The organism is Actinomycetota bacterium (assembly GCA_019347575.1).
Taxonomy (GTDB): Bacteria; Actinomycetota; Nitriliruptoria; order Nitriliruptorales; family Nitriliruptoraceae; genus JAHWKY01.
This window is the reverse complement of the sequence record JAHWKY010000010.1, coordinates 112185-135958: the sequence shown is the minus strand read 5'-3', so window position 1 is coordinate 135958 and position 23774 is coordinate 112185. Positions and strand designations below refer to the sequence as shown.

The following is a 23774-nucleotide window of genomic DNA, read 5'->3' as shown; positions in this document are numbered from 1 at the left end:
AGCACGTCCTGTCAACTCGTGCGACACCACTGTCCCGAACTGCAACAGTCCCTGATGTCCTGGCTGCTCCAACATCGACCTTGACGGGATGTCCGACATCCCTCTCGTAGCGCTATCAGGAGCGGAAAGGCTGAGTGTGCGGTACTCGAAGAAACGACATGGGAGTACGTCGGTCGTGGCGTTCGCAGCGATCCTGGCACTCGCTCTGGCCGCCTGCAATGGCGAGGGCGATGGTGGCGACGGAGGTGATCCCACGTCGCCTGAGCAGACCACCGGCGTAACAGGCAGTCCCACCGAGGACGCAGCCGGGCTCGACGGCGAGGCAGACCCGGAGCTGCTCCAGAAGGCACTGGGTTCGGAGTCGGCAGAAGGTGTTCCCGAGACTGTTCTCGCTGCCGTCGAGCGGGCCGGCCGCCCCATCACCCAGGACGTCCTGGACAAAGCGCTGGAGTGCTGGCGGGAGAAGGAGTGCGAGACCGGTACCGGTGGTGACGTGAGTGTGGCACTCGCCGACGGCTTCGGTGAGAACGTCTGGAGGGAGGTCACCTACATGGAGTTCATCCTCCAGGCCTTGACCTACCCCGAGATCGGCGAGATCGTCTACACCAGCGCTCAGGGGGACACCCAGAAGGCGATCTCTGACTTCCGGGCCCTGATCGCCCGCCAGATGGACGTCATCGTCACGTTCGTCGACGCGGGTGAGGCGCTGCTCCCGACGGTCCGTGAGGCAACGGAGCAGGGCGTCGTCGTCGTTCCCTACATCTCGGGGCCTGCCGGCACGCCCGGCGAGGACTACCTGTCGTTCGTGGCCGAGGACCTGTGCCAGCTCGGTGAGAACTTCGCAGAGGTCATGAACACCGAGGTGGGCGAGGGCAAGGTGGCGTTCCTCGGTGGAACTCCAGGCAACCCTCTGTCGGAGGCGTGGCAGTCCTGTGAAGAGCCAGCCCTAGCCGACGGTATCGAGGTCGTCGGCAAGGCCGACACCAACTGGACACAGGAGGGGACCCTCCAAGCGGTCTCCAGCCTCCTGAGCCAGCACCCGGACCTCGCGGGGATCAGCTACGAGTACGCTGATGGCTTCCTTGGCGGGGTCCGTGCGTACGAGGCCGCGGGAGTACCGCTGGACGTCGTGTTGACGTTGCGGACGGACGAGGCCGGCGTCTTCTGCGCCTGGGAGGAAGCCGAGAACCCCGACTTCAAGATCTTCTTCTCGTCCGGCGGCAGCTTCGACTCACGCATCGCGCTCACAGCGGGGATGATGAGCCTGGCCGGCGAAGAGGTCGAACCGAACATCGTCGTTCCGGCTCAGATGCGGCAGGTGGACGAGTCGCACTGCAACAGGTCGATCCCCCTCGAGGCGCCTGCCTCCACCTTGGTGCCCGACGAGGTCCTCACTGCGATGTACGGGGACTGATCATCGACGTCCGGGGTGGGCGCTTCGACCGGGCCCACCCCGGATACCACCGAAGGGCTCTACGAACGCGTGAGTGATGTCTCGTCGCATCCGATGGACCTGGCGCGCCCCGGCGCTCGCTGGCGAGGGACGCTGCTCGGTGCAGCCGGCTTCGTGCCGGTGTGGATCGTGGCTGCGCTCCTGCTCCTCCTCGGCTTGGTCCTCGTGCCCCGATCCCTCAGCAGCGCGTCGTGGTCTCAGATCTGGCCGTTCACGACGTTCCTCGCCGTGGCGTCGCTCGGTCAGATGCTGGTCGTGCTCACGGGCGGGATCGATCTCTCCGTGCCGTCGGTTATCACGATGGTCAGCACCGTCCTCATCGGACTCTCGGGCGGCCCGGATGGCCGCGTTCTCAGCAGCATCGCGCTCTGCCTCCTGCTGGCCGGCATCGTGGGCGCGTCGAACGGCTTCTTCGTCGCCTACCTGCGGCTGAACCCGCTCGTCGTCACCCTCGCCGTGGGCCAGATCGTCCTCGGCCTAACGGCCGGCTATCGGCTCACCATCGCCAACGAGTCCCAAGTGCCCGCGACGCTGGCTGACTGGGCGAGTGGCCGCTGGCTCGGGATCACGACGGTCATGTGGGCGGGGGTTGCCGCAACGATCATCGTTGCGATCGTCCTGACGCGATCGACCACCGGGAGACGGCTGCGAGCTGTAGGCGCCAACGGCGAAGCGGCCTGGATATCCGGGATCGACGTTCGTCGCTTCACCGTCGGCGCCTACGCTGCCGCGGGGATCCTGTACGGAGTCGCTGGGATCCTCATCGCGTCCTTCATCCGTACCCCCACGCTGGACGTCGGTGCCCCGTACCTCCTCGGTCCCATCGCGGCTGTCGTCATCGCAGGCGCCTCGTTGACCGGCGGCGTCGCCAGCTCTCTGTCGACCTGGGCGGCTGCCCTCGCTCTCACGTTCCTCTCGACACTGCTGCGTGTCACGGGGCTGCCGTCTGCACTCCAGTTCGTGGTCTTCGGTGTGGCCATCGCTGCCGGCATGGTCATCTCGGGAGACCGCATCGTGGGGCTCGTTGGGCGGCTGACGCTGAGGAGGGACGCCTCGACGGTCGGCGAACGACCCTCCGTTCCTGGTGCGTCGCGATGACCGGGGCCCCTGGCTCCCCGGTGCGGGGACCGCGACGTGAGGAGGTCGCGGCTCCACCGACCGTGCTGGCGGTTCACAACGTCTCGAAGCGGTTCGGTGCAGTACAGGCGCTCTCGGATGTCAGCGTTGACTGTCGAGCTGGTGAGGTCCACGCGGTACTGGGCGAGAACGGCTCCGGCAAGTCCACGCTGCTCGGCATCATGAGCGGCGTGTTGGAACCGGACACCGGCGAGGTTCGGATCGGACGCCACAGGGTCGAGTCGGGACACGTGGACCGGGTCCGCGATCTCGGACTCGCCATGGCCTACCAGACCTACTCGCTCGTTCGCGACCTGACCATCGCGCAGAACCTCTTCCTCTCGGCCCCGCCGTCCGTCCGGCCACCGCACGGCGAGACCTCCGCCTGGGCTCGTTCCCAGCTGGAGCGGTTCGGGATCGACCTCGAGCCCCGAGCTCGAGTCGCTGGTCTCCGCTTGGCGCAACGTCAGTTCCTGGAGGTGGCCAAGGCGCTGGTCGGTGATCCCAGCGTCCTGCTCCTAGACGAGCCGACGACCGCCCTCGGACCAGGCGACGTCGAACGTTTGCACGCGCTGGTGCTCAGTGAGGTCCAACGCGGCGTGGGAGTGCTGTACGTCAGCCATCGGCTGCCCGAGGTGCTGGGCATAGCGGATCGGGTGACCGTGCTTCGGGACGGTCTCCTCGTGGAGACGACGGATGCGGTAGGAACCGACGAGGACCGGCTCGTGTCACTCATGATCGGGCGGCCGGTTCAGCAGGCGTTCCCGGACACCGCCGGAGGTGAAGGTGCGGGCGTGGCCGTCGAGATCGATCACCTGACCGGCGATCAGTTCGGGCCCGTGTCCTTGTCGATCTCGAAGGGCGAGATCATCGGGCTCGCCGGTGCGGAAGGCAACGGACAAGACGGGTTCATGCGGAGCGTGGGTGGGATCAGCCAGGAGCGGGGAGGTCGGGTCCGAGTCGACGGTCGAGACGCCCGCACCACGTCACCCGCCTCGGCCATGAAGCAGGGGGTCATGTTCCTCAGCGGCGAGAGACTTCGCGAGTCACTGTTCCCGGTCCTGGGAGTGCGGACGAACACCACCGTCCAGATCCTGAGGCGCGTGAGCAGGCTGGGATTCATCCGATCTCGCTACGAGGCGCGGTTGGCAACAGGCGCGGTCACGGACCTCAAGATCCGCACCCCGTCGATCGAGCAGCCGATCCGGTTCCTGTCCGGAGGCAACCAACAGAAGGTCGTGCTCGCGCGTCCGTTCCTGCGTGACGTACGGCTGCTCCTCATGCAGGAGCCCACGCAGGGCGTCGACGTGCGCTCGCGGTTCGAGATCTACGACGCTCTGCGGCTGCGGGCTCAGCAGGGCACCGCGATGCTGATCCAATCGTCAGATCCCATCGAACTGGCCGGCGTCTGCGATCGCGTTCTCGTCATGTCCAGGGGGAAGATCACCGACGAGATATCGGGCGAGGAGCTGACCGAAGGGCGGATCGTCGACGCCATCGTTAGGGCCAAAGGACCCCACGAAGGATCCCCGGCGAGCGACACCGACGCGGCTTCCGCGGAAGGCCCTCCACCCGACAAGCCAGGATCCTGGCGAGCGATGGCGACCCTGGTCCTGTTGATGCTCCTCGTGGGTGGGTACGCCGCCAGCCAGTCCTCAGCGTTCTTGAGTCCCTACAACCTCGGCTCACTCCTCCAGCTGACGGTCCCCCTGGCGCTCGTCTCGATGGGCCAACTCCACGCCCTCTTGCTGGCCGAGTTCGACGTCTCTGTGGGTGCACTCATGGGGTTCGGGGTGGTCGTTGGTTCGTTCTGGTTGGCTCGCCCGACCTTCGGGGCGGTGTTGTTGGGAGCCGCAGCCCTTCTCCTGATGTCGCTCGTCGTCGGGTTGGTGAACGCCACGCTGGTGCGCGCGCTGGCGATCCCGTCGATCATCGCGACCATCGCAACGTTGAGCGTGCTACAGGGGTCGGCCCTCATACTGCGACCGACCCCGGGCGGAGCCATGAACTCCGACTTCATGCGGTACGCCACCGCCTCCGTCGGCTTCGTCCCGTACGCGTTCATCGGCGTGGTTGTACTGGCGCTTGGGCTCGACCTATGGCTCTATCGGAGCCGGGACGGACTCGAGACGAGGGCGGTGGGCTTCGACCGGACGTCCGCTGGGCGCGTCGGACTGAAGGTGGGCCGTCGATACGTCCGTGCCTTCCTGCTGTCCTCGCTGTTCGCCGGCGTCGGTGCGCTGTTCCTTGCCGCGCTCGTCGGAGTCGGGGACGCGAGACTGGGCGGAACGTTCACCCTGCCTTCCATCGCCGCAGCTGTCATAGGCGGCGCCGCGTTGAGCGGCGGCAGGGGCTCGTTCCTCGGGGCGGTGAACGGGGCACTCTTCTTCACCCTGATCCTCAACGTCTTGCCGTTCCTGGGCTGGTCCAGCTCCTGGGGCGACGTGAGTCGGGGCGCCATAACGTTGCTCGCGTTACTGTTGTTCGAGCGCCGTGGATTGGGTGCCATGACCGCGGGTCTACGTTCCCGTCTGATGGCGAGGATCGAGTCTGATCGGTCCTCGGCCTCCGTCCAGTAGCGGCCGATCCGTGATAGGACACGGGCGTCCCACTCTGCAACATCGCGACGATGCCGTCGTCGGGGAACATGGATCGAGTCACCCATCGAGGAGTCGTTCCGGCGATGGGTAGGTCGGCCGCCTAGGTCTGGAGGAGCCACATGACACACCTGGACATCGCCCCGCGCGCTTCGGCACTACCGACCGGCGCCGCTGACGGTTTCGACGTCGAGGCCGACATCGTTGTGGTGGGCGGAGGCGGAGGCGGTCTCCCGGCTGCCCTGTTCTCCCGCTGGCTCGGCAACGACGTCATCCTGCTCGAGAAGGCGCCACAGCTGGGAGGAACCGCCCGGAAGGCGGCGTTCTGGTACTGGATCCCCAACAACGTTCCGATGAGGGAGCTCGGGATCGAGGACACGGAGAAGGGCTGCCTCAAGTACATGGCGCGGCTTTCGCGTCCGCAGTCCTACGACCCCGATCACCCCACGTACGGCATGACGCAGTGGGAGTACGACCTCTGCCGAGGGATCTACCAGTCGGCCTCGGAGGCGACGGAGCTCCTCCACGAGAAGGGAGCGCTCGTCTACCGCCACTGCGCCGATGTCCCGGACTACTGGTCGAACATCGACGAGGACAACGCACCGAAAGGACGCGTCCTCGTGCCATCGGAGGCCGCCGAGTCGATGTCGGATGGCGGAGCGGTCGCGGTCCGAACGATGAGCGCCGCGGCGGAACGCGACGGGGTCGATGTCAGGACGGGACACCGGGTCCAGCGCGTCATCGTCGAGAACCGGGAAGTGGTCGGCGTCGAGGCGGGCACGGTGGCTGACGGAACCCTCCGGGTCCGCGCACGGAAGGCGGTGATCTTCGCCACGGGCGGCTTCACGCACGACAAGGAGCTGCGGCAGAACTTCCTGAACGTGCCGGTCTACGGGGGGTGCGGGGCCAACTCCAACGAAGGCGACTTCATCCGCATCGCCACGCCTGTCGGTGCGCAGCTTCGCAACATGCAGTACGCCTGGATGTGTCCGGTCCCCTTGGAGAAAGCGGTGCGAAGCGACCCCGACATCTCGGGCATGTTCTCGGTATCGGGCGATTCCATGATCTTCGTCAACAAGCGGGGGGAGCGGGTCTGCAACGAGAAGCTGCCGTACAACGAACTCGCCCACACGTTCTTCGAGTGGGACGGCGAGGACGCCGAGTACCCGAACCTGATCCTCTTCCAGATCTGGGACCAACGGAGTCAGGACCACTCGGCGAGCGACGAGTACGGACGGCTCATCGTCCCCGAAGGTTCCGACGACCGCCACGTGATCAAGGGGGACACGCTCCCCGAGCTAACTGAAGCCATCGCCGACCGGCTCGAGGACTACGAACACGTCACCGGGGGCCTACGGCTCTCCGAGGGCTTCCTCGAGACCCTTCGATCGACGATCGACCGCTTCAACGAGCTGGCCGCTGCGGGGGTGGACGCGGACTTCGGCAGAGGAGAACGCGAGATCTCGCTCATCTTCAACGGGCCGGTCAAGGAGGAGCCTGGTCGGGCCAACCCTACGATGTGGCCGATCAGTGACTCCGGTCCGTACTACGCCGCGCTCGTGACCGGTGGAACGCTCGACACGAAGGGGGGCCCCAAGACGACGCCGGACATGCAGGTCGTCGACGACACGGACACGCCGATCCCTGGACTCTTCGGCGTCGGGAACTGCGTGGCCTCTCCGTCGGCGCAGGCGTACTGGGCGGGCGGTGCCACGCTCGGACCGATCCTCGCCATGGCCCACCGCGCGGCCAACGCCGCGCATGCCCAGACGGTCAGGGAGGTCTCGGCCGTGACCCGAGCTGGCCAGGCCTGAGAACCGCGTACCACCCGCAAGGAAGACGCACAACGAACCGTGGAGGTACAACACATGGCAGTGTCAACGAAGAACATGACCGACGAGCAGCGCAAGTCCGTTGCGTTGGAGTACCTGAAGGCGTTCGACAAGGGCGGAGTCACGTCGACCGGCGGATCCGTACTCGACCTGTTCGCCGACGACGCTCAGGTGTACTTCCCGAAGTGGGGGCTCGCCAACGGCAAGGAGGAGATCGGGCGGCTCTTCGGAGACGTCGGAGGGACGCTCAAGTCGATCAAGCACGACTACGCCAACTTCAACTGGGTCATGAGCGGGACCGACACCTTCGCTTGCGAGGGAACGAGCTTCGGTGAGCACCAGGACGGTGAGTGGCGCGCAGGTGTCACGCATGCCGGTCGCTGGTGCGACGTCTTCGAGGTGAGGGACTTCCTGATCCAACGCTGCTTCATCTACCTCGACCCGGACTACGCCGGACTCGACACGGATCGCTACCCCTGGCTCTCGGCCGAAGGGCGCGACCCCGCTCAGCCCTTGGGCTGATCCGCCCTGCGTATCGGGGTTGGGCCGGCTCAGTCCCCGACTAGGCAGCGCCCTCCGGATCCCAGGCGACGGTCAGGTTCTCGTCCAGGTCGTCCAACCGGCGCAGGTCCTCGGCCGTCAGCTCGGCCTCGCCCGCCAGGGCATTCTCACGGATCCGCTCGGGGTTCGAGGACTTCGGGATCGTGATCCATCCGTGTTGCAGGGCCCAGGCGATGTGCACCTGCGCCGGGGTCAGCCCATGCTTGTCCGCGACCTGCTGGACGAGCGGGTGCCCCAACCGTTCGCCGCGTGCCAGGGGACTGTACGCAGAGACCGTCATCCCGTCGGCCTCGCACCGTTGCACGAGGTCGCGCCGTGACCCGAACACGAACGGATGCAACTCGATCTGGTTCACGGCCGGGAGCGCCAGGCCCGCCTCCTCGAGCTCGTCGAGATGCCGCTCGACGAAGTTGCTCACGCCCGCTGCCCAGATCAACCCCGACTCCTGCGCCTCGAGGAGAGACGCGTAGCTCTGGACGCGCGCTGGAGGTTCGGGCCAGTGCAACAGGACGAGATCGACCTGATCAACCCCCAGAAGCTCCAGACTGGCCTCCACCGACCGGCGGACACGATCCCGACCGACGTCCTCGCGGGCCACCTTCGTGGTGACGAAGACCCCGTCGTCGCCGTGCTGCCGGATGGCCCGTCCGACACCGGCTTCGTTGCCGTACATCGCCGCCGTGTCGATGTGGCGGTAGCCAGCCTCGAGCGCGACCCCCACGGCTTCGTAGGTGGGGTCGCCGGGCGGTATGCGGTACGTGCCGAACGCGAGCCGCGGCGCTTCCACGCCCGGGGCGATGGTCACCGACGATGGTGGCATGGGCATCGGCGCTCCTGAGGTCAAACGATCTCGTAGACGGCGTTCTCCAACTGCCGCAGGTTGCGCACCTCGAAGACTCCGTCGCAGACACGGGCGTACTCGCCCATGACCGAGTCCTTGGTGTCCCACTCCGGACGGGGCTCAGGGTTCAGCCAGTAGATCTTGCGAACACGGCGCTGGAGCTGGCGCAGTCGCTCCACGCCGGCATCGCGGTAGTTGGTTCGAGCATCGCCGGTGATGATGAGCGTGCTCTTGCTCGACAGATACCCCTCGTACTCCTCCCAGAACTGGTCGAGAACCTGCCCGTAGTCGCTGTGGCCGTCACCATGGATGACGTCGGCAGCAGCCAGGACGTTGCGGGTGTGGAGTGTCGGCTCGCCGGGTTCGAACAGGTCGGTGACCTCGTCGACGGCGTCGACGAAGGCGAAGGAGCGCAGTCGAACCAGTTCTTCGCTCATCGCGTGCAGGAAGGACATGGTGAAGCTGGCGAACTCGGCCATCGAGCCGGAGATGTCGCAGAGCAAGGCCAACTCCGGTTTCGAGACCTTCGGACGTTTGAAGGCGGGATCCAGCGGTACCCCCCCCGTCGACAGAGACCGTCGCATGGTGCGGCGGACGTCCAAGCGTCCGCGTGAGTGACGCCGGTGCTTCGCGGCTACGCGCGCCGCCAGCTTCCGTGCGAGGGGACGGACGGCATCCCGCAGCTCTTCCAGTTGGCGTGGGGACATCGCCGCGATGGCTGCCTCCTCGAGGAGATCAGGCCCCAGCTTCTCCGCGGCGTCGATGCGCCCCGCGACGGCGGTCATCTGGCGCCGGATCTCCTGAGCGATCATCTTCCGAAGCGACTCAACGCGTTCGGACAGCTCCTGTTGTTCGAGCCGACCCTCGAGCGATCCGGGATCCTCGAGTCCGGCGCGGATCGCCGCTTGGAGCAGGTTCGACAGCTCCACCTTCCGGAGGACTCGGTAGAGGTAGTACCGCTCCGATGCTGACCGTTCGCCATCGATGCCCCCGAAAGCCGCGACCGCGTCCCCGGCCAGTTCTCGGAGAGCGTCGACATCCCCCGCCTTCAACGCGTCGAGCAGGGCGCGCATGAGTGTGTCCGATGGCAGGTCCTGGGACGAGGCGTCCGGTCGCCGCTCGTCGCCCGAACGCTCCCCGCCGTGATCGTCGTCCACGCTCGATGACGACCGCGTCGCCTCCGGATCGGCGGTAGCCCGGACCTCGGGTCCGGGAGCGAAGTGGAGATCGAAGATGCGATCGAAAGTCGCCCTGTGGGCCGCGTTCTTCACCATCGTGGCGCCAAGCGCCCCCCGGATGTGTTGACGATCGAGCAACTCGAGCTCATGGAGGGCGCGGATGGCGTCTATGGCCTCGGCGAGCGACGTTCCCACTCCGGCCTGGCGCAGCCGGTTGGTGAACTCCACGACCGTTGCGGTCACCGTCCGAGGTACGGGGTCAGCGGGCGCTTGCATGGGGTGGAACCTCCCGGCTAGATTCGTTCGCAATACGGACAACTATCCGCATAGCGAACGTAGCGATTGGTCTCCTTCTCGCCCACGGAACCACCGACCGGACGACTCGTCCGCCTCTCTGTCGTACTGACCACCCGCCTGCCGCCTGGCCGACTCGAGCAGTTGAGCATGTTGAGCGATCGGGCGGGGATGAACGCCGTTTGGGTGCGGGAGGAGGGTTCGCCCTCGGGCGACCTGACACCGACCGTCAAGGTGCTGGCGTCGAAGTTGCAGCGCGCCCAGATCGGCTTCACCGTGGACGTCTCGACACACGGCGTGGAGGAGGTCGCGAACATCGGCCGCGCGGCAGCCGGCCACCACAACGTCGAGATCGGACTCGCGACAGCGGCGCTCGGCAGGTCGCAGTCGTCCCCGCCGTCTCTCGGCCCCTTCCTCAGAGTCCTGCTGACGGCGTGGCAGCATGAACGTCGTCCGCGGCTCTCCGTCGTTGCGACGGGGTCAGAGCATGTGGCGGAGGCAGTCCGCTACGCCGACGACGTCGTGCTTCCGGTGACGGCCATCCCCGACGTCGCCGTCGCCGTCCGTCAGGTCCACCGGGCCTGCACGGACGGGGGGCGACCGACAGCGTCCCTCGGGATCGCCCTGGAAGCCCCCGTGTCGATCGGTCGTACGCATGCCGAAGCTCTGGCGCGTGCGGAGAACGATCGCCACTTCTCCGTCGCAGCAGCGGCGTCTCCGGTCGGCATCATCGGGCGCCTGGAGGACTGTCAGGAACGGGTGATCGAACTGGCCCACCTGGGGGTAACCGATCTGCGGTGCGTGCTGCCCGACGCCCGGGACATCCACGATGCGATCGCCCAGCTGAACGCCATGGTGATCGGAAGCCGCGACCTGCTTGCCCCAGGAGCCCCGCGCTCGAAGGATCCTGACCCTCCGGCCGGTTGGGGCGGCCCACCGAGGTCAGCGTGACCCCGTCCACCGACGGGCCAGTTCCTGGTTGATCGTTCGCGCTGTCTCGAGAAGGGGAGGCAGGAAGCGGTCCCGCATGTGCCCCAGCGTGACGCGTCCTGCGTGGCCGGAGACGTTCAGTGCAGCAACGACCCGGCCCCCGCCGTCCCGGAGCGGGGTCGCAACGGATCGCACGCCGTCCTCGAGCTCCTGGTCCACCAGCGCCCATCCTCGTTCGCGGGTTTCGTCGAGTATGGCCCGGAGCTGCCCGACGTCGGTGACCGTGCGCTTGGTATGGGGGTGCAGGTCCATCGCCTCGAGGTGGCCGTCGAGCTGGTCCGGCGGTAGGGAGGCGAGCAGGACCCGGCCCATCGACGTGCAGAAAGCAGGGAGGCGAGTTCCCAGATCGAGAGAGATCGTCATGATCCGGTGGGTGGGGATCCGCACGACGTAGACGATCTCGTGGCCGTCGAGGACGGACGCCGACGTGGACTCGTGGAGCTGTTCGGCCAGCCGCTCCATGTGGGGATGCGCGACGTCCCCGATGCCCAGCGATGAGAGGTAGGTGTAGCCGAGGTCCAAGACGCGGGGGGTGAGCTGGAACCGCCGCTCACAGGACTCCACGAAGCCGAGGTGCTCGAGCGTGAGCAACAGCCGGCGAGCCGTGGCACGACTGAGCGCGGTGTGCTCGGCTACCTCGCTGAGGGTCTGCGACGGCCGATCACGCGAGAAGGCCTGGATGACCTCCAGCCCACGGGCGAGGGACTGGACGAAGTCAGGTCCGAGCTCGTCTCTTGACACGCTGAGAGCACCTCCGTAGGTTGGGTACGCATATAGAACTATTGTTCACATAGCGTACAGGAAGCCGTGGGGCGGGTCGAGGGACCGCGCCGTCGGGGAGGAGAGTCGTCGATGGCAACCAGTTACCAGACCAAGTTCGGATCGCTCAAGGATTACGAGAAGGGCCGTCTCGACATCATCAACGATGAGGCCAAGCACTACGCGTTCTCGAACGTGTTCGAGGTCGCCAACAACTCGGCACCCTACGAGAAGGTCGCTGTTGCACGCAACCGGGAGTACGTTCTCGAGGCTATCCGAGCCGAAGGCACCTCCGAGTGGCGGGTCGCCTCCCACGACGAGTTCGTTCTCTGCATGGACGGACAGGTGACCATCGAGCTCCACAAGGCGGGTGAGGGACAGGTTCCGCCCAAGGACAAGAAGGGATCGCTCGAGCTCGGCGCTGACCCCGCTGGCCCCCGGATGGGACGCATCATCGTGGGGCGCGGCCACCAAGCCCTGCTCCCGGCCGGCGCCGCCTACCGCTTCCACTGTGACGACGTCGCAGCACTGATCATGCAGACCATCGAGGGCGACGGCACGGTCTACAAGTGGCGTGAGATCGTGGCCACCGAGCTGTGACGTCCCCGTAGTCCGATCAGATCCGAGAGGAGTGCCCATGACCGTTGTTGAGAGCCCACCTGAGGTCCGGTCCGGCGATCCCAACCAGTTCGGTTACCCGTCGTTCGAGTTGGGCGAGTTCACCTTCTCCCGTGACGAGTACTTCGTGTACATCGAATGGCCGACGGGTCACCACATCATGTCCGCAGATGCGTTCCTCCGTGCGCTCCAGCGCGACGTTGCTTGGGAGTTCTTCTACGGGATCGTCAACTTCGACGGAGTCATCGGGACCGTGAACCATTACGGGACCGTCGACCTGTTCGCTGGGCGCTACAACGACTCCTACCGCAAGGCGGAGCTGGATCACGTCGAGAACTTCGAGACGCCGGACATCAAGGCAACCTTCCAGCGCATGCTGGACGCTTGGACGAACGAGACCTTCGACCCCTTCGCGGCCCCGGACGAGACCGGGACTGCCTTCGGTCCGAAGAACGGCGACAACCGCGATGCCATCAACCGGCACCGGGTGGCCGCGAAGCGGATGGTGAGCTGCCCCGGCGACGAGGAGCTGCGGTCCGACGAGAAGGGCTTCCCGGTCAACCGTGCCTTCGCGGACGTACCCCAGGACGAGCCGACGATCGAAGCGGAGGAGGGGTTCGAGGAGGAGTTGAACGCCTTCAACCTGTTCGCGTACCTCTCCCGCTCTGATGTGACGTGGAACCCGTCGGTGGTGTCGGCATGCGAGAACAGCCTCTTCTGCCCCACGACGGAGGAGTACATCCTCCCCATCATCCACGGGAACGACCGCGTCGAGTGGTTCGTGCAGCTGTCGGACGAGATCCACTGGGAGGTCGAGGACCGCGACAGCGGAGGAGTCCGCGCCAAGGTTGTCATGCGACCCGGTGATGTCGCGGCCATGCCGGCGGACATCCGACACCAGGGCTACGCGCCCAAGCGTGCCATGCTCCTCGTGTGGGAGAACGCATCGGAGGACCTGCCCGGACTGATCGCCAAGGGTGAGATGCGCACCTATCCGGTCGACATCTGACCCCGGAGGATGTGAAGGGTCCGGGACAGAGCCGTCCCGAACCGGCCGGTCGCGGGCGGAAGCACATGACCGGAACGTAACTGCACGCCCAAGTGCACAGGAGGACAAGCCGTGGCGATCGCACAGCAGACCATGACTGATGAGCAGCGGAAGTCGGTAGCGCTCGAGTACCTCAAGGCGTTCGACAACGGCGGCGTGACATCCGACGGAGGCAGCATCCTCGACCTCTTCGCCGAGGACGCCCAGGTCTACTTCCCGAAGTGGGGACTCGCGACGGGCAAGGACGAGATCGGAAAGCTGTTCGGGGACGTCGGGGGCACGCTCGAGGGGATCACGCACGACTACGCCACCTTCAACTGGGTCATGTCCGGCACCGACACGTTCGCATGCGAAGGCACCAGCTACGGCCAGCACCGAGACGGGTCCTGGCGGGCGGGTGTCACCCATGCCGGGCGGTGGTGTGACGTCTTCGAGGTGCGCGACTTCCGCATCCAGCGCTGCTTCATCTACCTGGACCCCGATTACGCCGGTGAGGACACCGACCGTTACCCGTGGCTCGGCGAAGGCGGTCGGGATGCCTCACAGCCCCTCGGCTGACCGACGACGCTCACCCGAGACCGAACGGAGGTCCCTTGAACATCCCGACCAAGCTGTACATCGGCGGTGACTTCGTCGATGCGATCGCGGGCGGGACGATCGAGGTCCTCAACCCCCATGACCTATCCACCATCGCACACGTCGCCGAGGCTCGCGCCGAGGACGTCGACCGCGCTGTCGTCGCGGCTCGGGATGCCTTCCCGGAGTGGTCGGCCACTCCGGCCATGGAGCGTGGCCGGCTCCTACTGAGACTCGCCGACGCCATCGAGGATCACGTCGACGAGTTGGCGGAGTTGGAGGCACTCGACGCGGGCCATCCCATCCGCGATGCACGACGACTCGACGCCCCACGCACGGCGGCGACGTTCCGTTACTTCGGGGGTATCGCGGACAAGTACCAGGGCAGCGTGGTGCCGGTCGAGCGGGGGTTCCTCAACTACGTCAACCGTGTGCCGGTCGGGGTCGTGGGACAGATCGTGCCCTGGAACTTCCCACTCATGTTCGTCAGCTGGAAGCTGGCGCCCGCACTGGCCGCCGGAAACACCGTCGTGATGAAGCCAGCCGAGCTCACGCCCCTGTCGAGCCTGCGCGTGGCCGAACTCATAGAGGACGTCGGCTTTCCCCCCGGAGTGGCGAACATCGTCCCTGGCTACGGCCACACCGCCGGCGCGCGTATCGCCGAGCATCCCGACGTCGACAAGATCTCGTTCACCGGGTCCACGGCTGTAGGTCATCAGATCGTCGAAGCCTCGGCCGGCAACCTCAAGCGCGTCCATCTCGAACTGGGGGGGAAGGGCGCGAACATCGTGTTCGAGGACGCCGATCTCGAAGCCGCCCTCGACGGCTCCGCCTTCGCGATCTACCACAACCAGGGCCAGGCGTGCATCGCAGGCTCGCGGCTGCTCGTTCAGGAGTCGGTGGCTGACGAGTTCACGAGGAGGTTCATCGAACTGACGGAGTCGATCAGGCTGGGCAACCCTTTGGACCCGACGACCGAGATGGGTCCGCTCACGTCACCCGATCATCGGGACCGGGTCCTGGCGTACGTGAAGGTCGCTGAGGACGAGGGCGGCGAGATCCTCACCGGTGGCCGTACGCCAGACGACGACTCTCTCGCGAAGGGGTGCTACGTCGAGCCGACCGTGGTCCGCGCGGATCCTGCCAGCCGGGTGTGCCGTGAAGAGGTCTTCGGACCGTTCGTGACGATCACCCCGTTCAAGGACGAAGAGGAGGTGCTCGAGGTCGCCAACGATGTCGAGTACGGCCTCGGTGGAGGGCTGTGGACGCGTGACCTCTCGCGGGCCCATCGTGTGGCCGACGCGCTGTTAACGGGGATGGTGTGGATCAACAGCTACAAGCGCGTCAACCCCGGCTCGCCCTTCGGCGGGATGAAGCGTTCTGGATACGGGCGCGAGATGGGTTTCGAGGCGATGCACGAGTACACCGAAGCCAAGTCGGTCTGGGTGAACGTGGGCGCGGAGCTGCCGCGCTGGTTCGCCGGCCCCGAGAGCTGAGCCGTGGCCGAGGTCGTGACCCTCCGCGCGGCCGTCGCCGAACTCGTCCGCGACGGCGACACGGTGGCGCTGGAGGGCTTCACGCACCTGATCCCCGTCGCCGCCGGTCACGAGATCATCCGCCAGTCACGGCGTCGTCTCCGCCTGGTCCGTCTCACCCCCGACATCGTCTACGACCAGCTCATCGGCGCCGGCTGCGCGCGCGCCGTGGCGTTCTCCTGGGGAGGGAACCCTGGGGTGGGGTCGCTACGCCGGTTCCGGGATGCGGTAGAGAACGGATGGCCGCAACCGCTGCAGCTCGAGGAGTACAGCCACGCCCAGCTCACCAACGCGTTCATCGCCGGCGCGTCGCGGATGCCCTACGCCGCCCTTCGCGAGCACCCCATCCACCCGAGCGATCACCTCACCGAGGTGGTGTGTCCTTTCACGGGCGAGGTACTCGTCGCCGTTCGTGCGATGAACCCGGACGTGACGATCATCCATGCGCAGCAGGCCGATCGTGCCGGCAACGTGATGCTGTGGGGCATCAGCGGTGTTCAACGGGAAGCCGTGCTCGCGGCCGAACGCGTCATCGTCACGGTCGAGGAGATCGTGGACCAGTTCTGGCCGCGCACCAACGGCGTCGTCCTCCCGACCTGGACCATCGATGCGATAGCGGTCGTCCCAGGCGGGACCCATCCCTCCTACGCCCACGACTACAGCGAACGTGACAACGACTTCTACCGGGGATGGGAGGACGTCTCGCAGGACCGTGAGCGGTTCGCGTCGTGGATCGAGCGACACGTCATGGGCACCGAGGACTGGGCCGACTACCGCAGGAGTCTGATCCGAAGTCCGGCTTCCTCGCTCGATGGGAGTCCATCGTGACGAGTGCTGAGCTGTCGCGTACCGAGGCGCCGGCCGCGCCCGGCCCACACGAGTACACCGCCGACGAGATGATGACCGTGGCCGCCGCCCGGTGGCTCCGCGACGGCGAGCGAGTCTTCGTCGGTATCGGCCTCCCCAGCACGGCAGCCAACCTCGCGCGGCGCAGCCATGCACCGAACCTGGTGCTCGTCTACGAGTCCGGGACGATCGGATCCAAACCCGAGGTCCTGCCGCTGTCGATCGGGGACGGCGAGCTGGCGGTCACCGCTGACGTCGTCGTGTCGGTCCCCGAGATCTTCAACTACTGGCTGCAAGGCGGGTGGATCGACGTCGGCTTCCTCGGCGCAGCTCAGCTGGACCGCTTCGGGAACCTCAACACCACCGTCATCGGCGAATACGCCCGCCCTGACGTCCGTCTACCCGGGGCCGGAGGCGCCCCCGCCATCGCTACCTCTGCCGGAGAGGTCGTGACGGTGATCCCGCACAGCACCCGAACCTTGGTTGCGGAACTCGACTTCGTGACGACCAGCGGCCACCTCGACGGCGGTGACGCCCGAAGGCGTCGCGGGCTACCGGGCCGCGGCCCCACGGTGGTCATCACGGACCTCGGGATCATGGAGCCGGATCTCCAGTCGAGCGAGCTGACGCTGACGAAGCTGCACCCCGGCGTCGAGGTCGATCAGGTGACGCAAGCGACGGGTTGGCCACTTCGGATCGCGGACCGGCTGTCTCGAACCGATCCGCCGTCCCGGGCGGAACTCGACCTGCTGCGCGAACTGAAGGCTGCGCGATGACCGCCACCGACTTCACCTACGACGCGCTGCCTGGCCGGATCGTCTTCGGTGCCGGACGAGTCTCGGAGGCCGCCGACGAAGCGAGGAGGTTGGGCTCGCGAGTGCTTCTGGTCCACGAACCCACCGAGAAGCACCTCGCGGATCCCATCATGGAGGGACTTGGCGACTCGTACGTCGGGACCTTCGACGAGATCCGCCAGCACGTTCCTGTCGAGGTCGCCGAGACCGCTCGAGCCCGCGTTCGGGAGACCGATGCGGACGTCCTTCTCACGATCGGCGGAGGCTCATGCACCGGCTTCGCGAAAGCCGTCGCGCTGGAACTGAACGTCCGCATCCTCGCGGTCGCGACCACCTACGCGGGCAGCGAGGTCACCCCCATCTGGGGCATGACCGAGAGCGGGAAGAAGACGACCGGGCGGGACATCCGAGTCCTGCCGGCCACGGTTGTGTACGACCCCGAGTTGACGGTGACGCTCCCGCGGGAGCTCAGCGCCACGAGCGGGCTGAACGCCTTGGCACACGCGGTCGAGGCTCTCTACGCCCCGGGGGCCAACCCGATCACGAGCCTCGTGGCCGTGGAGTCCATCCGAGCTCTCGCCAGCGGGCTGCCGCGGGTGGTGCTCGACGGCGCCGACCTCGACGCACGATCCAAGTGTCTGTACGGGGCGTACCTCGCCGGGACCACCCTGGCCGTGGCCGGAACGTCGATCCACCACAAGATCTGCCACGTCCTCGGCGGCGCCTACGACCTCCCCCACTCACCGACCCATGCCGCCCTCCTGCCGTACGTGATCGCGGCCATCGCGGACCGGATCCCGGACGCGCTCCCCAAGATCGCCGACGGGCTCGGAGCCGAGGACGCCGTGGCAGGACTCTTCGAACTGCAGGACGCCGTCGGCGCCCCGACCACGCTTCGGGAGGTGGGCATGGCAGAGGCCGAGTTGGATCCGGCGGCCGAGCGGGCAGCCGTCGTGACCCAGTCCGTGGGGATCCCGATGAACCGCGCGGAGATGGCGGACCTACTGGGTGACGCCTACCACGGCTCCGCCGTCGGTACGCGACGATCTCTGGATACAACGGGGGACAGGGAGTGAGACACATGCGAAGCGCACAGAGAGGGAGCGGGGACGGAGATCGCACCCGGCTTATCCGGCTCGTGGCCATGCTGGCGATGCTGGCCCTCACGCTCGCCGCGTGCGGCAGCGACGACACCGGCGGGTCGGAAGGTGACGGGGATGGCACCGACACCCCCACGACCGGCGACACGGAAGCGGGCGGGAGCGACGGCCGGACCATCAAGATCGGCTACGTCTCGCCCCAGACGGGGGCGTTAGCCGCCTTCGGCGAGGCCGACAGCTTCGTTGTCGATGCGATCAACCAGCACCTCGGCGAGGGGATCGACATCGGGGGCGCCAACCATCCCGTCGAGATCCTCGTTCGGGACAGCCAGTCCGACCCGAACCGGGCGGCGGAGGTCGCGGCTGACCTCATCCTCTCGGACGAGGTCGACCTAGTGCTCGTCGCATCGACCCCGGAGACGACCAACCCCGTCTCCGACCAGTGCGAAGTCAACTCGATGCCGTGCATCTCGACCGTCGCCCCTTGGCAGCCGTGGCTACTGGGACGAGGCGGCGACCCCGAGACCGGCTTCGAGTGGACCTACCACTTCTTCTGGGGGCTCGAGGACATCATCGCCGTCTTCACGAACATGTGGTCCCAGATCGAAACCAACCAGGTGGTCGGGGCGCTGTGGCCCAACGACGCCGACGGCAACGCCTGGGGTGACCCGGAGGTCGGCTTCCCGTCGGCCCTGCAGGAGCAGGGCTATGAGATCGTCGACCCCGGACGCTACGAGAACGGTACGGACGACTTCTCGTCGCAGATCTCGGCTTACAAGAACGCCAACGCGGAGATCGTGACGGGTGTGCCGATCCCGCCCGACTTCACCACCTTCTGGACGCAAGCGGCCCAGCAGGACTTCCGACCGAAGATCGCCTCGGTGGGCAAGGCGTTGCTGTTCCCGTCCGCAGTCGAAGCCCTCGGCGAGCTCGGCGAAGGTATGTCGACTGAGGTGTGGTGGTCACCGAACCATCCTTTCAGCTCCTCACTGACCGGACAGTCCGCTCAGGAGCTCGCGGACGCGTTCGAGGAAGCGACGGGCCAGCAGTGGACCCAACCGATCGGCTTCGTGCACGCCCTGTTCGAGGTCGCCGTCGATGCGCTCCAGCGGAGCGGGGACATCGACGACCCCGCGGCCATCCGGGATGCGATCGCCGCGACGCAGCTCGACACGGTGGTGGGGCCGATCGACTTCAGCCAGGGGCCGGCGAACGTGGCCAAGACCCCGTTGGTGGGAGGCCAGTGGAAGGCGGGCGAGGAACACAGGTACGAACTCGTGATCGTCAGCAACGAGACGGCGCCGGACATCCCGACGGGTGGTGAGCTCGAACCGCTGCCCGGCAGCTGAACGCACCGGTATGGACACGCTGTTGAGGGCCGAACGCCTGACCAAGGTGTACGGGGCCGATGCCGTTGTTGACGAACTGACCTTCCACGTCGACGAGGGCGAGGCGCTGGGCGTCGTGGGGCCCAACGGGGCCGGCAAGACCACGACGCTCGGCCTCATCGCCGGCAGCGTGACCGTGGACGGGGGCCGGGTGACGTTCGCGGGGCGTGATGTCACCCGGATCCCTGCCCGCAGCCGGACCCATCTCGGGATGGCACGTACGTTCCAGATCCCGCGGCCCTTCGCCGGCATGACGGTGTTCGAGAACGTCCTCGTCGCCGGGACGTACGGGGCCCGGGAAACGGGCGACACCGAGGAGCGGGTGGCGTCAGCGCTGGAGCGGACGGGCCTGGATGACGTCGCCAACACCGTCGCCGGGTCGTTGCCGTTGCTGCGACGCAAACGGCTGGAGCTGGCGCGGGCTCTCGCGACCGGACCTCGGCTGCTGCTCCTCGACGAGATCGCGGGCGGACTGACCGAGGCCGAGGTCCGAGAGCTGATCGCGACGATCAAGTCGTTGCATGGGGAGGGCACCACGATCGTCTGGATCGAGCACGTCGTCCATGCACTGCTCTCCGTGGTCGACCGGATCCTCGCGATTGACTTCGGGCGCATGCTGGTGGAAGGCGATCCGCATGAGGTGATGGCGAGCAGCGAGGTTCAGCGCGTGTACCTCGGCCTGGAGGAGTAGCCACATGGCGTTGCTCGAGGTATCACGCCTCGATGCTGGTTACGGAGACTTCCAGGCCCTGTTCGGCATCGACGTGCACGTGGGCTCCGGGGAGACGGTCGCGTTCATCGGGGCCAACGGCGCTGGCAAGTCCACGTTGCTCCGGACGATCGTCGGAACCGTCGAGCGGACCCGTGGCGACGTCCGGTTCGACGGCGAGTCCGTCGTCGACGTACCCACGCACCGACGGTTGGAGCGCGGGATCGCTCTCGTGCCGGAGGGAAGGAGGGTGTTCCCGTCGCTCAACGTGGAGGAGAACCTTCTCGTCGGCGCCTACAGCAGACGACCGGGGCCTTGGAGCGTCGATCGGGTGTTCGATCTCTTCCCGTTCCTCGGTCGCCGCCGGAGCGTGGGCGCCTCGAACCTGTCCGGGGGCGAGCAGCAAGCGTTGGCGATCGGTCGTGCGCTCATGTCCAATCCGGCGTTGCTCCTCCTCGACGAGGTCTCGTTGGGGCTCGCCCCCGTGATCGTCAAGGGCCTGTACGCGGCCATGCCGGCGGTCAAGGAGGAGGGCACCACGGTCGTCCTCGTCGAGCAGGACATCGGGCAGGCGCTCGCCGCTGCGGATCGCGTCTACTGCCTGCTCGAGGGTGCGATCTCGCTTCACGGGAGGCCCGCCGATCTCGTTCGCGACGACATCACCGCCGCGTACTTCGGCGTCTGAGTGACGGAGCTGCTGAACGCCGTCGCCCAGGGGATCCTCCTCGGTGGGCTCTATGCTCTGTTCGCCACGGGGCTCTCCATCGCCTTCGGGGTGATGAGGCTCGTGAACCTGGCTCACGGCGACCTCTCGATCCTGGCGGCGTTCGCGGCGTTCAGCCTGGTGAGCGTCACGGGCATGAACCCGCTCCTGTCCGCCCTCGTTCTCCTGCCGGTCTTCTTCGTGCTCGGCTACGCGCTGCAACGCTGGGTCCTGAACTTCACGCTCACCGGCGACGTGCTCCCGCCGCTCCTCGTGACCTTCGGTGTCGCGGTGATCATCCAGAACCTGCTCCTCGAGACGTACTCGGCCAACAACCGGGGGCTCGACATCGGTGGACTCGAGACGGCGAGCGTCCGGTTGACGGACTCACTCGCGATCGGGTGGTTCCCGCTCATAACGTTCCTCGTCGGCGTCGCGGTCCTCGTCACGTTGCAGTTGTTCCTGTCGCGGACGCGGCTCGGGCGAGCGTTCCGGGCCACCAGCGACGATCCTGAGGCGGCTCGACTCGTCGGCATCGACAACCGTCACGTCTTCGGCCTCGCGTTCGGGGTGGCGATCGCGACGGTCGCGCTCGCCGGGGTCTTCCTCGGCATCCGTACCACCTTCACCCCCACGATCGGTCCCGCGCGGTTGATCTTCGCCTTCGAGGCCGTGATCATCGGCGGGCTCGGCTCGTTGTGGGGGACCTTGGCTGGAGGTGTCGTGCTCGGCATGGCCCACACGCTCGGCGCCATGCTGTCGCCAGGATGGAGCATCCTCGCCGGGCACCTCGTGTTCCTGACGGTGCTCGGGATCAAGCCGAACGGGCTGTTCGGGAAGGGAGAGCCGACGTGACGGCCACCCTGACCGTCCAACGGTCCACGCGTGCGAGCCGAGTGGGCTCGGCGCTGGGGGTCGTGACGCTCGGGGTGCTGGTGACGGTTCCGTTCTGGCTGTCGTCGTCGGGCATGCGGACCCTGGTCGAGTTCCTGTCCCTCCTGGCCCTGGCGCAGATGTGGAACCTCCTGGCGGGCTACGCAGGGCTGGTGTCGGTTGGTCAGCAGGCCTTCGTGGGCGCCGGCGCCTACGCCTTGATCGCGTTCGGGAACCTGTGGGGCGTGAACGCCTTCCTGTCGGTTCTTCTGGCCGGCATCGTGGCACTGGCACTCGCCATCCCGACGGCCTTCCTCGCGTTCCGGTTGCGGGGCGGGTACTTCGCGATCGGGACGTGGGTCATCGCGGAGGTCTATCGGCTGGGCGTCATGAACAACAGCGCCCTCGGCGGTGGAAGCGGAACCACACTGACAGCGGTCGCGGGGATCGACAAGGCGACGCGGGAAGCGGTCACCTTCTGGATCGCTCTCGCCATCGGTGCGGGTGCGATCGTGGCTGTCTACGTCATCCTCCGCTCGAAGTTGGGTCTGGCTCTGACCGCCCTGCGAGACAGCGAGACCTCCGCGGACAGCGTCGGGGTCAACACCTACCGCGTGAAGTTCGTGATCTGGTCGGTTGCGGCCTTCGGGACCGGGCTGGCCGGAGCACTCATCTACCTCAACCTCCTGCGCGTGCAACCGACCGCAGCCTTCGGTATCGAGTGGATGATCTTCATGATCTTCATCGTGCTCATAGGAGGTATCGGAACCGTCGAGGGACCAATCTTGGGCACCATCATCTTCTTCGTCCTCCGAGAGTCGCTGGCGGACTACGGCACCTGGTTCCTGATCCTGCTGGGCGTGCTCGCGATCGTGACGATGCTCCGCGCCCCGCACGGCGTATGGGGGCTGATCACCAGCCGCTGGCACCTCCAGCTGTTCCCTCTACAGCGCCGACTGGTCTTGGCCACGCCGCTCGACGAAGATGAGCCGATCCCCCCGACGGGCAAGGCGCCCGCTGAGCTTGGCGAGGAGCTGGACCCCGAGGCCCGGAAACCGAACTAACCGAGAGGATCACGTGACCCACCGCTTCGCGAGCCCCGAGGACGTCGCAGAGGGACTCCGGTCCGTCGACTACCTCCCCGATGCCCGGATCGCTCGAACCATCTTCTTGGCTGACCGGCTCGAGAAGCCGGTATTGGTCGAGGGCCCTGCTGGGGTCGGCAAGACGGAGTTGGCGAAGTCCTTGGCGCGGCTGCTCTCGGCCGACCTCATACGGCTCCAGTGCTACGAGGGGCTCGATGAAGCCAAGGCCCTCTACGAGTGGAACTACAAGAAGCAGCTCCTCCGGATCCAGGCCGACCAGGGATCCGGCCGCAGCTGGGACGACGTCGAAGAGGACATCTTCGCCGAGGGTTACCTGCTGGAACGGCCGTTGTTGCGTTCCATCCGCTCCACCGCCACAGCCGTACTGCTCATCGACGAGGTCGACCGTGTCGAGGCGGAGACCGAAGCTCTCATGCTGGAGGTGCTGTCGGAGTTCCAGGTCTCGATCCCCGAGCTCGGCACCGTGACGGCGGGCCGCTACCCGCTCGTGCTCCTGACCTCCAACAACACGAGGGACCTCTCCGAGGCGCTCAAGCGACGCTGCCTGTTCCTGCACCTCGGCTACCCGCAACCGTCACGGGAACGAGACATCGTGCGGGTCCGTGTGCCGGACATCGGCGAACATCTGGCCGACCAACTGACCCAGCTCGTGGCGCGGCTCCGGACAATGGATCTGAAGAAGAAACCAGCGATATCGGAGACCATCGACTGGGCGCGGACGTTGGTGCAGCTGGGAGCCGATGAGCTCAACCGACAGCTCGTGGAGGACACGCTCAACGTCCTTCTGAAGTACGAGGTCGACATCGAACGCGCCGTCGAAACCCTGCTCCCGACGATGGGTGACTCGTAGGAGGTGA

Annotated in this window: 22 protein-coding genes; 19 read left to right on the top strand and 3 right to left on the bottom strand. The window is 66.8% G+C overall.

Annotation, left to right across the window (positions count from 1 at the left end; all coding sequences use genetic code 11):
* The first annotated feature begins 175 nt into the window (after window positions 1–175).
* From KY469_08810 to KY469_08790, 5 genes are all read left to right on the top strand, one after another.
* Window positions 176–1414 carry a substrate-binding domain-containing protein gene (locus tag KY469_08810; GenBank protein MBW3663185.1) on the top strand — a complete coding sequence of 413 codons (1239 nt, stop codon included), beginning with the start codon at window positions 176–178 and terminating at the stop codon, window positions 1412–1414.
* A gap of 69 nt (window positions 1415–1483) precedes the next feature.
* Complete coding sequence (locus KY469_08805; protein ID MBW3663184.1) at window positions 1484–2551, top strand: ABC transporter permease; 1068 nt, start codon at window positions 1484–1486, stop codon at window positions 2549–2551.
* Window positions 2548–5148 (top strand): ATP-binding cassette domain-containing protein, encoded by a 2601-nt coding sequence (locus KY469_08800; protein ID MBW3663183.1) that lies wholly within the window; start codon window positions 2548–2550, stop codon window positions 5146–5148. The genes KY469_08805 and KY469_08800 overlap by 4 nt, the downstream gene beginning before the upstream one ends.
* A gap of 140 nt (window positions 5149–5288) precedes the next feature.
* The gene (locus KY469_08795; protein ID MBW3663182.1) at window positions 5289–6980 is read left to right on the top strand and encodes an FAD-dependent oxidoreductase; all 1692 of its coding nucleotides are present in this window, start codon (window positions 5289–5291) and stop codon (window positions 6978–6980) included.
* Window positions 6981–7034: 54 nt separating this feature from the next.
* The gene (locus KY469_08790) at window positions 7035–7520 is read left to right on the top strand and encodes a nuclear transport factor 2 family protein (GenBank protein ID MBW3663181.1); all 486 of its coding nucleotides are present in this window, start codon (window positions 7035–7037) and stop codon (window positions 7518–7520) included.
* Between the two features lie 40 nt (window positions 7521–7560).
* On the opposite strand, the gene KY469_08785 is transcribed toward KY469_08790, so the two are convergent.
* The gene (locus KY469_08785; protein MBW3663180.1) at window positions 7561–8385 is read right to left on the bottom strand and encodes an aldo/keto reductase; all 825 of its coding nucleotides are present in this window, start codon (window positions 8383–8385) and stop codon (window positions 7561–7563) included.
* Between the two features lie 14 nt (window positions 8386–8399).
* Window positions 8400–9854 carry a VWA domain-containing protein gene (locus tag KY469_08780; GenBank protein MBW3663179.1) on the bottom strand — a complete coding sequence of 485 codons (1455 nt, stop codon included), beginning with the start codon at window positions 9852–9854 and terminating at the stop codon, window positions 8400–8402.
* Between the two features lie 168 nt (window positions 9855–10022).
* On the opposite strand from KY469_08780, the gene KY469_08775 reads away from it, so the two are divergent.
* Window positions 10023–10823: a hypothetical protein gene (locus tag KY469_08775; GenBank protein ID MBW3663178.1), complete on the top strand. Its 801-nt coding sequence runs from the start codon at window positions 10023–10025 to the stop codon at window positions 10821–10823.
* Here the strand turns inward: KY469_08775 and KY469_08770 are convergent.
* Complete coding sequence (locus KY469_08770; protein MBW3663177.1) at window positions 10815–11603, bottom strand: IclR family transcriptional regulator; 789 nt, start codon at window positions 11601–11603, stop codon at window positions 10815–10817. The genes KY469_08775 and KY469_08770 overlap by 9 nt on opposite strands.
* A 111-nt stretch (window positions 11604–11714) precedes the next feature.
* On the opposite strand from KY469_08770, the gene KY469_08765 reads away from it, so the two are divergent.
* The 13 genes from KY469_08765 (at window position 11715) to KY469_08705 (ending at window position 23767) form a co-directional block, all read left to right on the top strand.
* On the top strand, window positions 11715–12221 hold the full coding sequence (locus KY469_08765; GenBank protein MBW3663176.1) for a hydroxyquinol 1,2-dioxygenase: 507 nt from the start codon (window positions 11715–11717) through the stop codon (window positions 12219–12221).
* A gap of 37 nt (window positions 12222–12258) precedes the next feature.
* Window positions 12259–13248, top strand: coding sequence for a hydroxyquinol 1,2-dioxygenase (locus tag KY469_08760; GenBank protein MBW3663175.1), 990 nt, complete (start codon window positions 12259–12261; stop codon window positions 13246–13248).
* A 132-nt stretch (window positions 13249–13380) separates the two neighbouring features.
* On the top strand, window positions 13381–13845 hold the full coding sequence (locus KY469_08755; GenBank protein MBW3663174.1) for a nuclear transport factor 2 family protein: 465 nt from the start codon (window positions 13381–13383) through the stop codon (window positions 13843–13845).
* A 41-nt stretch (window positions 13846–13886) separates the two neighbouring features.
* Window positions 13887–15359: an aldehyde dehydrogenase family protein gene (locus KY469_08750; GenBank protein MBW3663173.1), complete on the top strand. Its 1473-nt coding sequence runs from the start codon at window positions 13887–13889 to the stop codon at window positions 15357–15359.
* 3 nt (window positions 15360–15362) lie between these two features.
* Window positions 15363–16226 carry a CoA transferase subunit A gene (locus KY469_08745; GenBank protein ID MBW3663172.1) on the top strand — a complete coding sequence of 288 codons (864 nt, stop codon included), beginning with the start codon at window positions 15363–15365 and terminating at the stop codon, window positions 16224–16226.
* Between the two features lie 68 nt (window positions 16227–16294).
* Entirely contained in the window at window positions 16295–17020 is a 726-nt protein-coding gene (locus tag KY469_08740; protein ID MBW3663171.1) for a CoA-transferase subunit beta, read from the top strand.
* A complete protein-coding gene (locus tag KY469_08735; protein MBW3663170.1) occupies window positions 17017–18114 on the top strand; it encodes a maleylacetate reductase in 1098 nt (365 codons plus the stop codon). Before KY469_08740 ends, KY469_08735 begins: the two co-directional genes overlap by 4 nt.
* A 77-nt stretch (window positions 18115–18191) precedes the next feature.
* Window positions 18192–19487, top strand: coding sequence for an ABC transporter substrate-binding protein (locus KY469_08730; GenBank protein MBW3663169.1), 1296 nt, complete (start codon window positions 18192–18194; stop codon window positions 19485–19487).
* 10 nt (window positions 19488–19497) lie between these two features.
* On the top strand, window positions 19498–20217 hold the full coding sequence (locus KY469_08725) for an ABC transporter ATP-binding protein (GenBank protein ID MBW3663168.1): 720 nt from the start codon (window positions 19498–19500) through the stop codon (window positions 20215–20217).
* Between the two features lie 4 nt (window positions 20218–20221).
* Window positions 20222–20920, top strand: coding sequence for an ABC transporter ATP-binding protein (locus KY469_08720; protein ID MBW3663167.1), 699 nt, complete (start codon window positions 20222–20224; stop codon window positions 20918–20920).
* Window positions 20921–21793, top strand: coding sequence for a branched-chain amino acid ABC transporter permease (locus tag KY469_08715; GenBank protein ID MBW3663166.1), 873 nt, complete (start codon window positions 20921–20923; stop codon window positions 21791–21793).
* Entirely contained in the window at window positions 21706–22875 is a 1170-nt protein-coding gene (locus KY469_08710) for a branched-chain amino acid ABC transporter permease (protein MBW3663165.1), read from the top strand. The genes KY469_08715 and KY469_08710 overlap by 88 nt, the downstream gene beginning before the upstream one ends.
* Window positions 22796–23767 carry a MoxR family ATPase gene (locus KY469_08705; protein ID MBW3663164.1) on the top strand — a complete coding sequence of 324 codons (972 nt, stop codon included), beginning with the start codon at window positions 22796–22798 and terminating at the stop codon, window positions 23765–23767. Before KY469_08710 ends, KY469_08705 begins: the two co-directional genes overlap by 80 nt.
* Window positions 23768–23774 lie beyond the last annotated feature (7 nt).

What these genes read in the sequence shown, in the direction of transcription:
- KY469_08705 (MBW3663164.1), top strand. Translation starts at nt 22,796, where the DNA reads ATGAGCCGATCCCCCCGACGGGCAAGGCGCCCGCTGAGCTTGGCGAGG.
- KY469_08765 (MBW3663176.1), top strand. Translation starts at nt 11,715, where the DNA reads ATGGCAACCAGTTACCAGACCAAGTTCGGATCGCTCAAGGATTACGAG.
- KY469_08795 (MBW3663182.1), top strand. Translation starts at nt 5,289, where the DNA reads ATGACACACCTGGACATCGCCCCGCGCGCTTCGGCACTACCGACCGGC.
- KY469_08725 (MBW3663168.1), top strand. Translation starts at nt 19,498, where the DNA reads ATGGACACGCTGTTGAGGGCCGAACGCCTGACCAAGGTGTACGGGGCC.
- KY469_08760 (MBW3663175.1), top strand. Translation starts at nt 12,259, where the DNA reads ATGACCGTTGTTGAGAGCCCACCTGAGGTCCGGTCCGGCGATCCCAAC.
- KY469_08740 (MBW3663171.1), top strand. Translation starts at nt 16,295, where the DNA reads ATGATGACCGTGGCCGCCGCCCGGTGGCTCCGCGACGGCGAGCGAGTC.
- KY469_08730 (MBW3663169.1), top strand. Translation starts at nt 18,192, where the DNA reads ATGCTGGCCCTCACGCTCGCCGCGTGCGGCAGCGACGACACCGGCGGG.
- KY469_08720 (MBW3663167.1), top strand. Translation starts at nt 20,222, where the DNA reads ATGGCGTTGCTCGAGGTATCACGCCTCGATGCTGGTTACGGAGACTTC.
- KY469_08775 (MBW3663178.1), top strand. Translation starts at nt 10,023, where the DNA reads ATGTTGAGCGATCGGGCGGGGATGAACGCCGTTTGGGTGCGGGAGGAG.
- KY469_08735 (MBW3663170.1), top strand. Translation starts at nt 17,017, where the DNA reads ATGACCGCCACCGACTTCACCTACGACGCGCTGCCTGGCCGGATCGTC.
- KY469_08710 (MBW3663165.1), top strand. Translation starts at nt 21,706, where the DNA reads ATGGAGCATCCTCGCCGGGCACCTCGTGTTCCTGACGGTGCTCGGGAT.
- KY469_08780 (MBW3663179.1), bottom strand. Translation starts at nt 9,854, where the DNA reads ATGCAAGCGCCCGCTGACCCCGTACCTCGGACGGTGACCGCAACGGTC.
- KY469_08785 (MBW3663180.1), bottom strand. Translation starts at nt 8,385, where the DNA reads ATGCCCATGCCACCATCGTCGGTGACCATCGCCCCGGGCGTGGAAGCG.
- KY469_08790 (MBW3663181.1), top strand. Translation starts at nt 7,035, where the DNA reads ATGGCAGTGTCAACGAAGAACATGACCGACGAGCAGCGCAAGTCCGTT.
- KY469_08800 (MBW3663183.1), top strand. Translation starts at nt 2,548, where the DNA reads ATGACCGGGGCCCCTGGCTCCCCGGTGCGGGGACCGCGACGTGAGGAG.
- KY469_08755 (MBW3663174.1), top strand. Translation starts at nt 13,381, where the DNA reads ATGACTGATGAGCAGCGGAAGTCGGTAGCGCTCGAGTACCTCAAGGCG.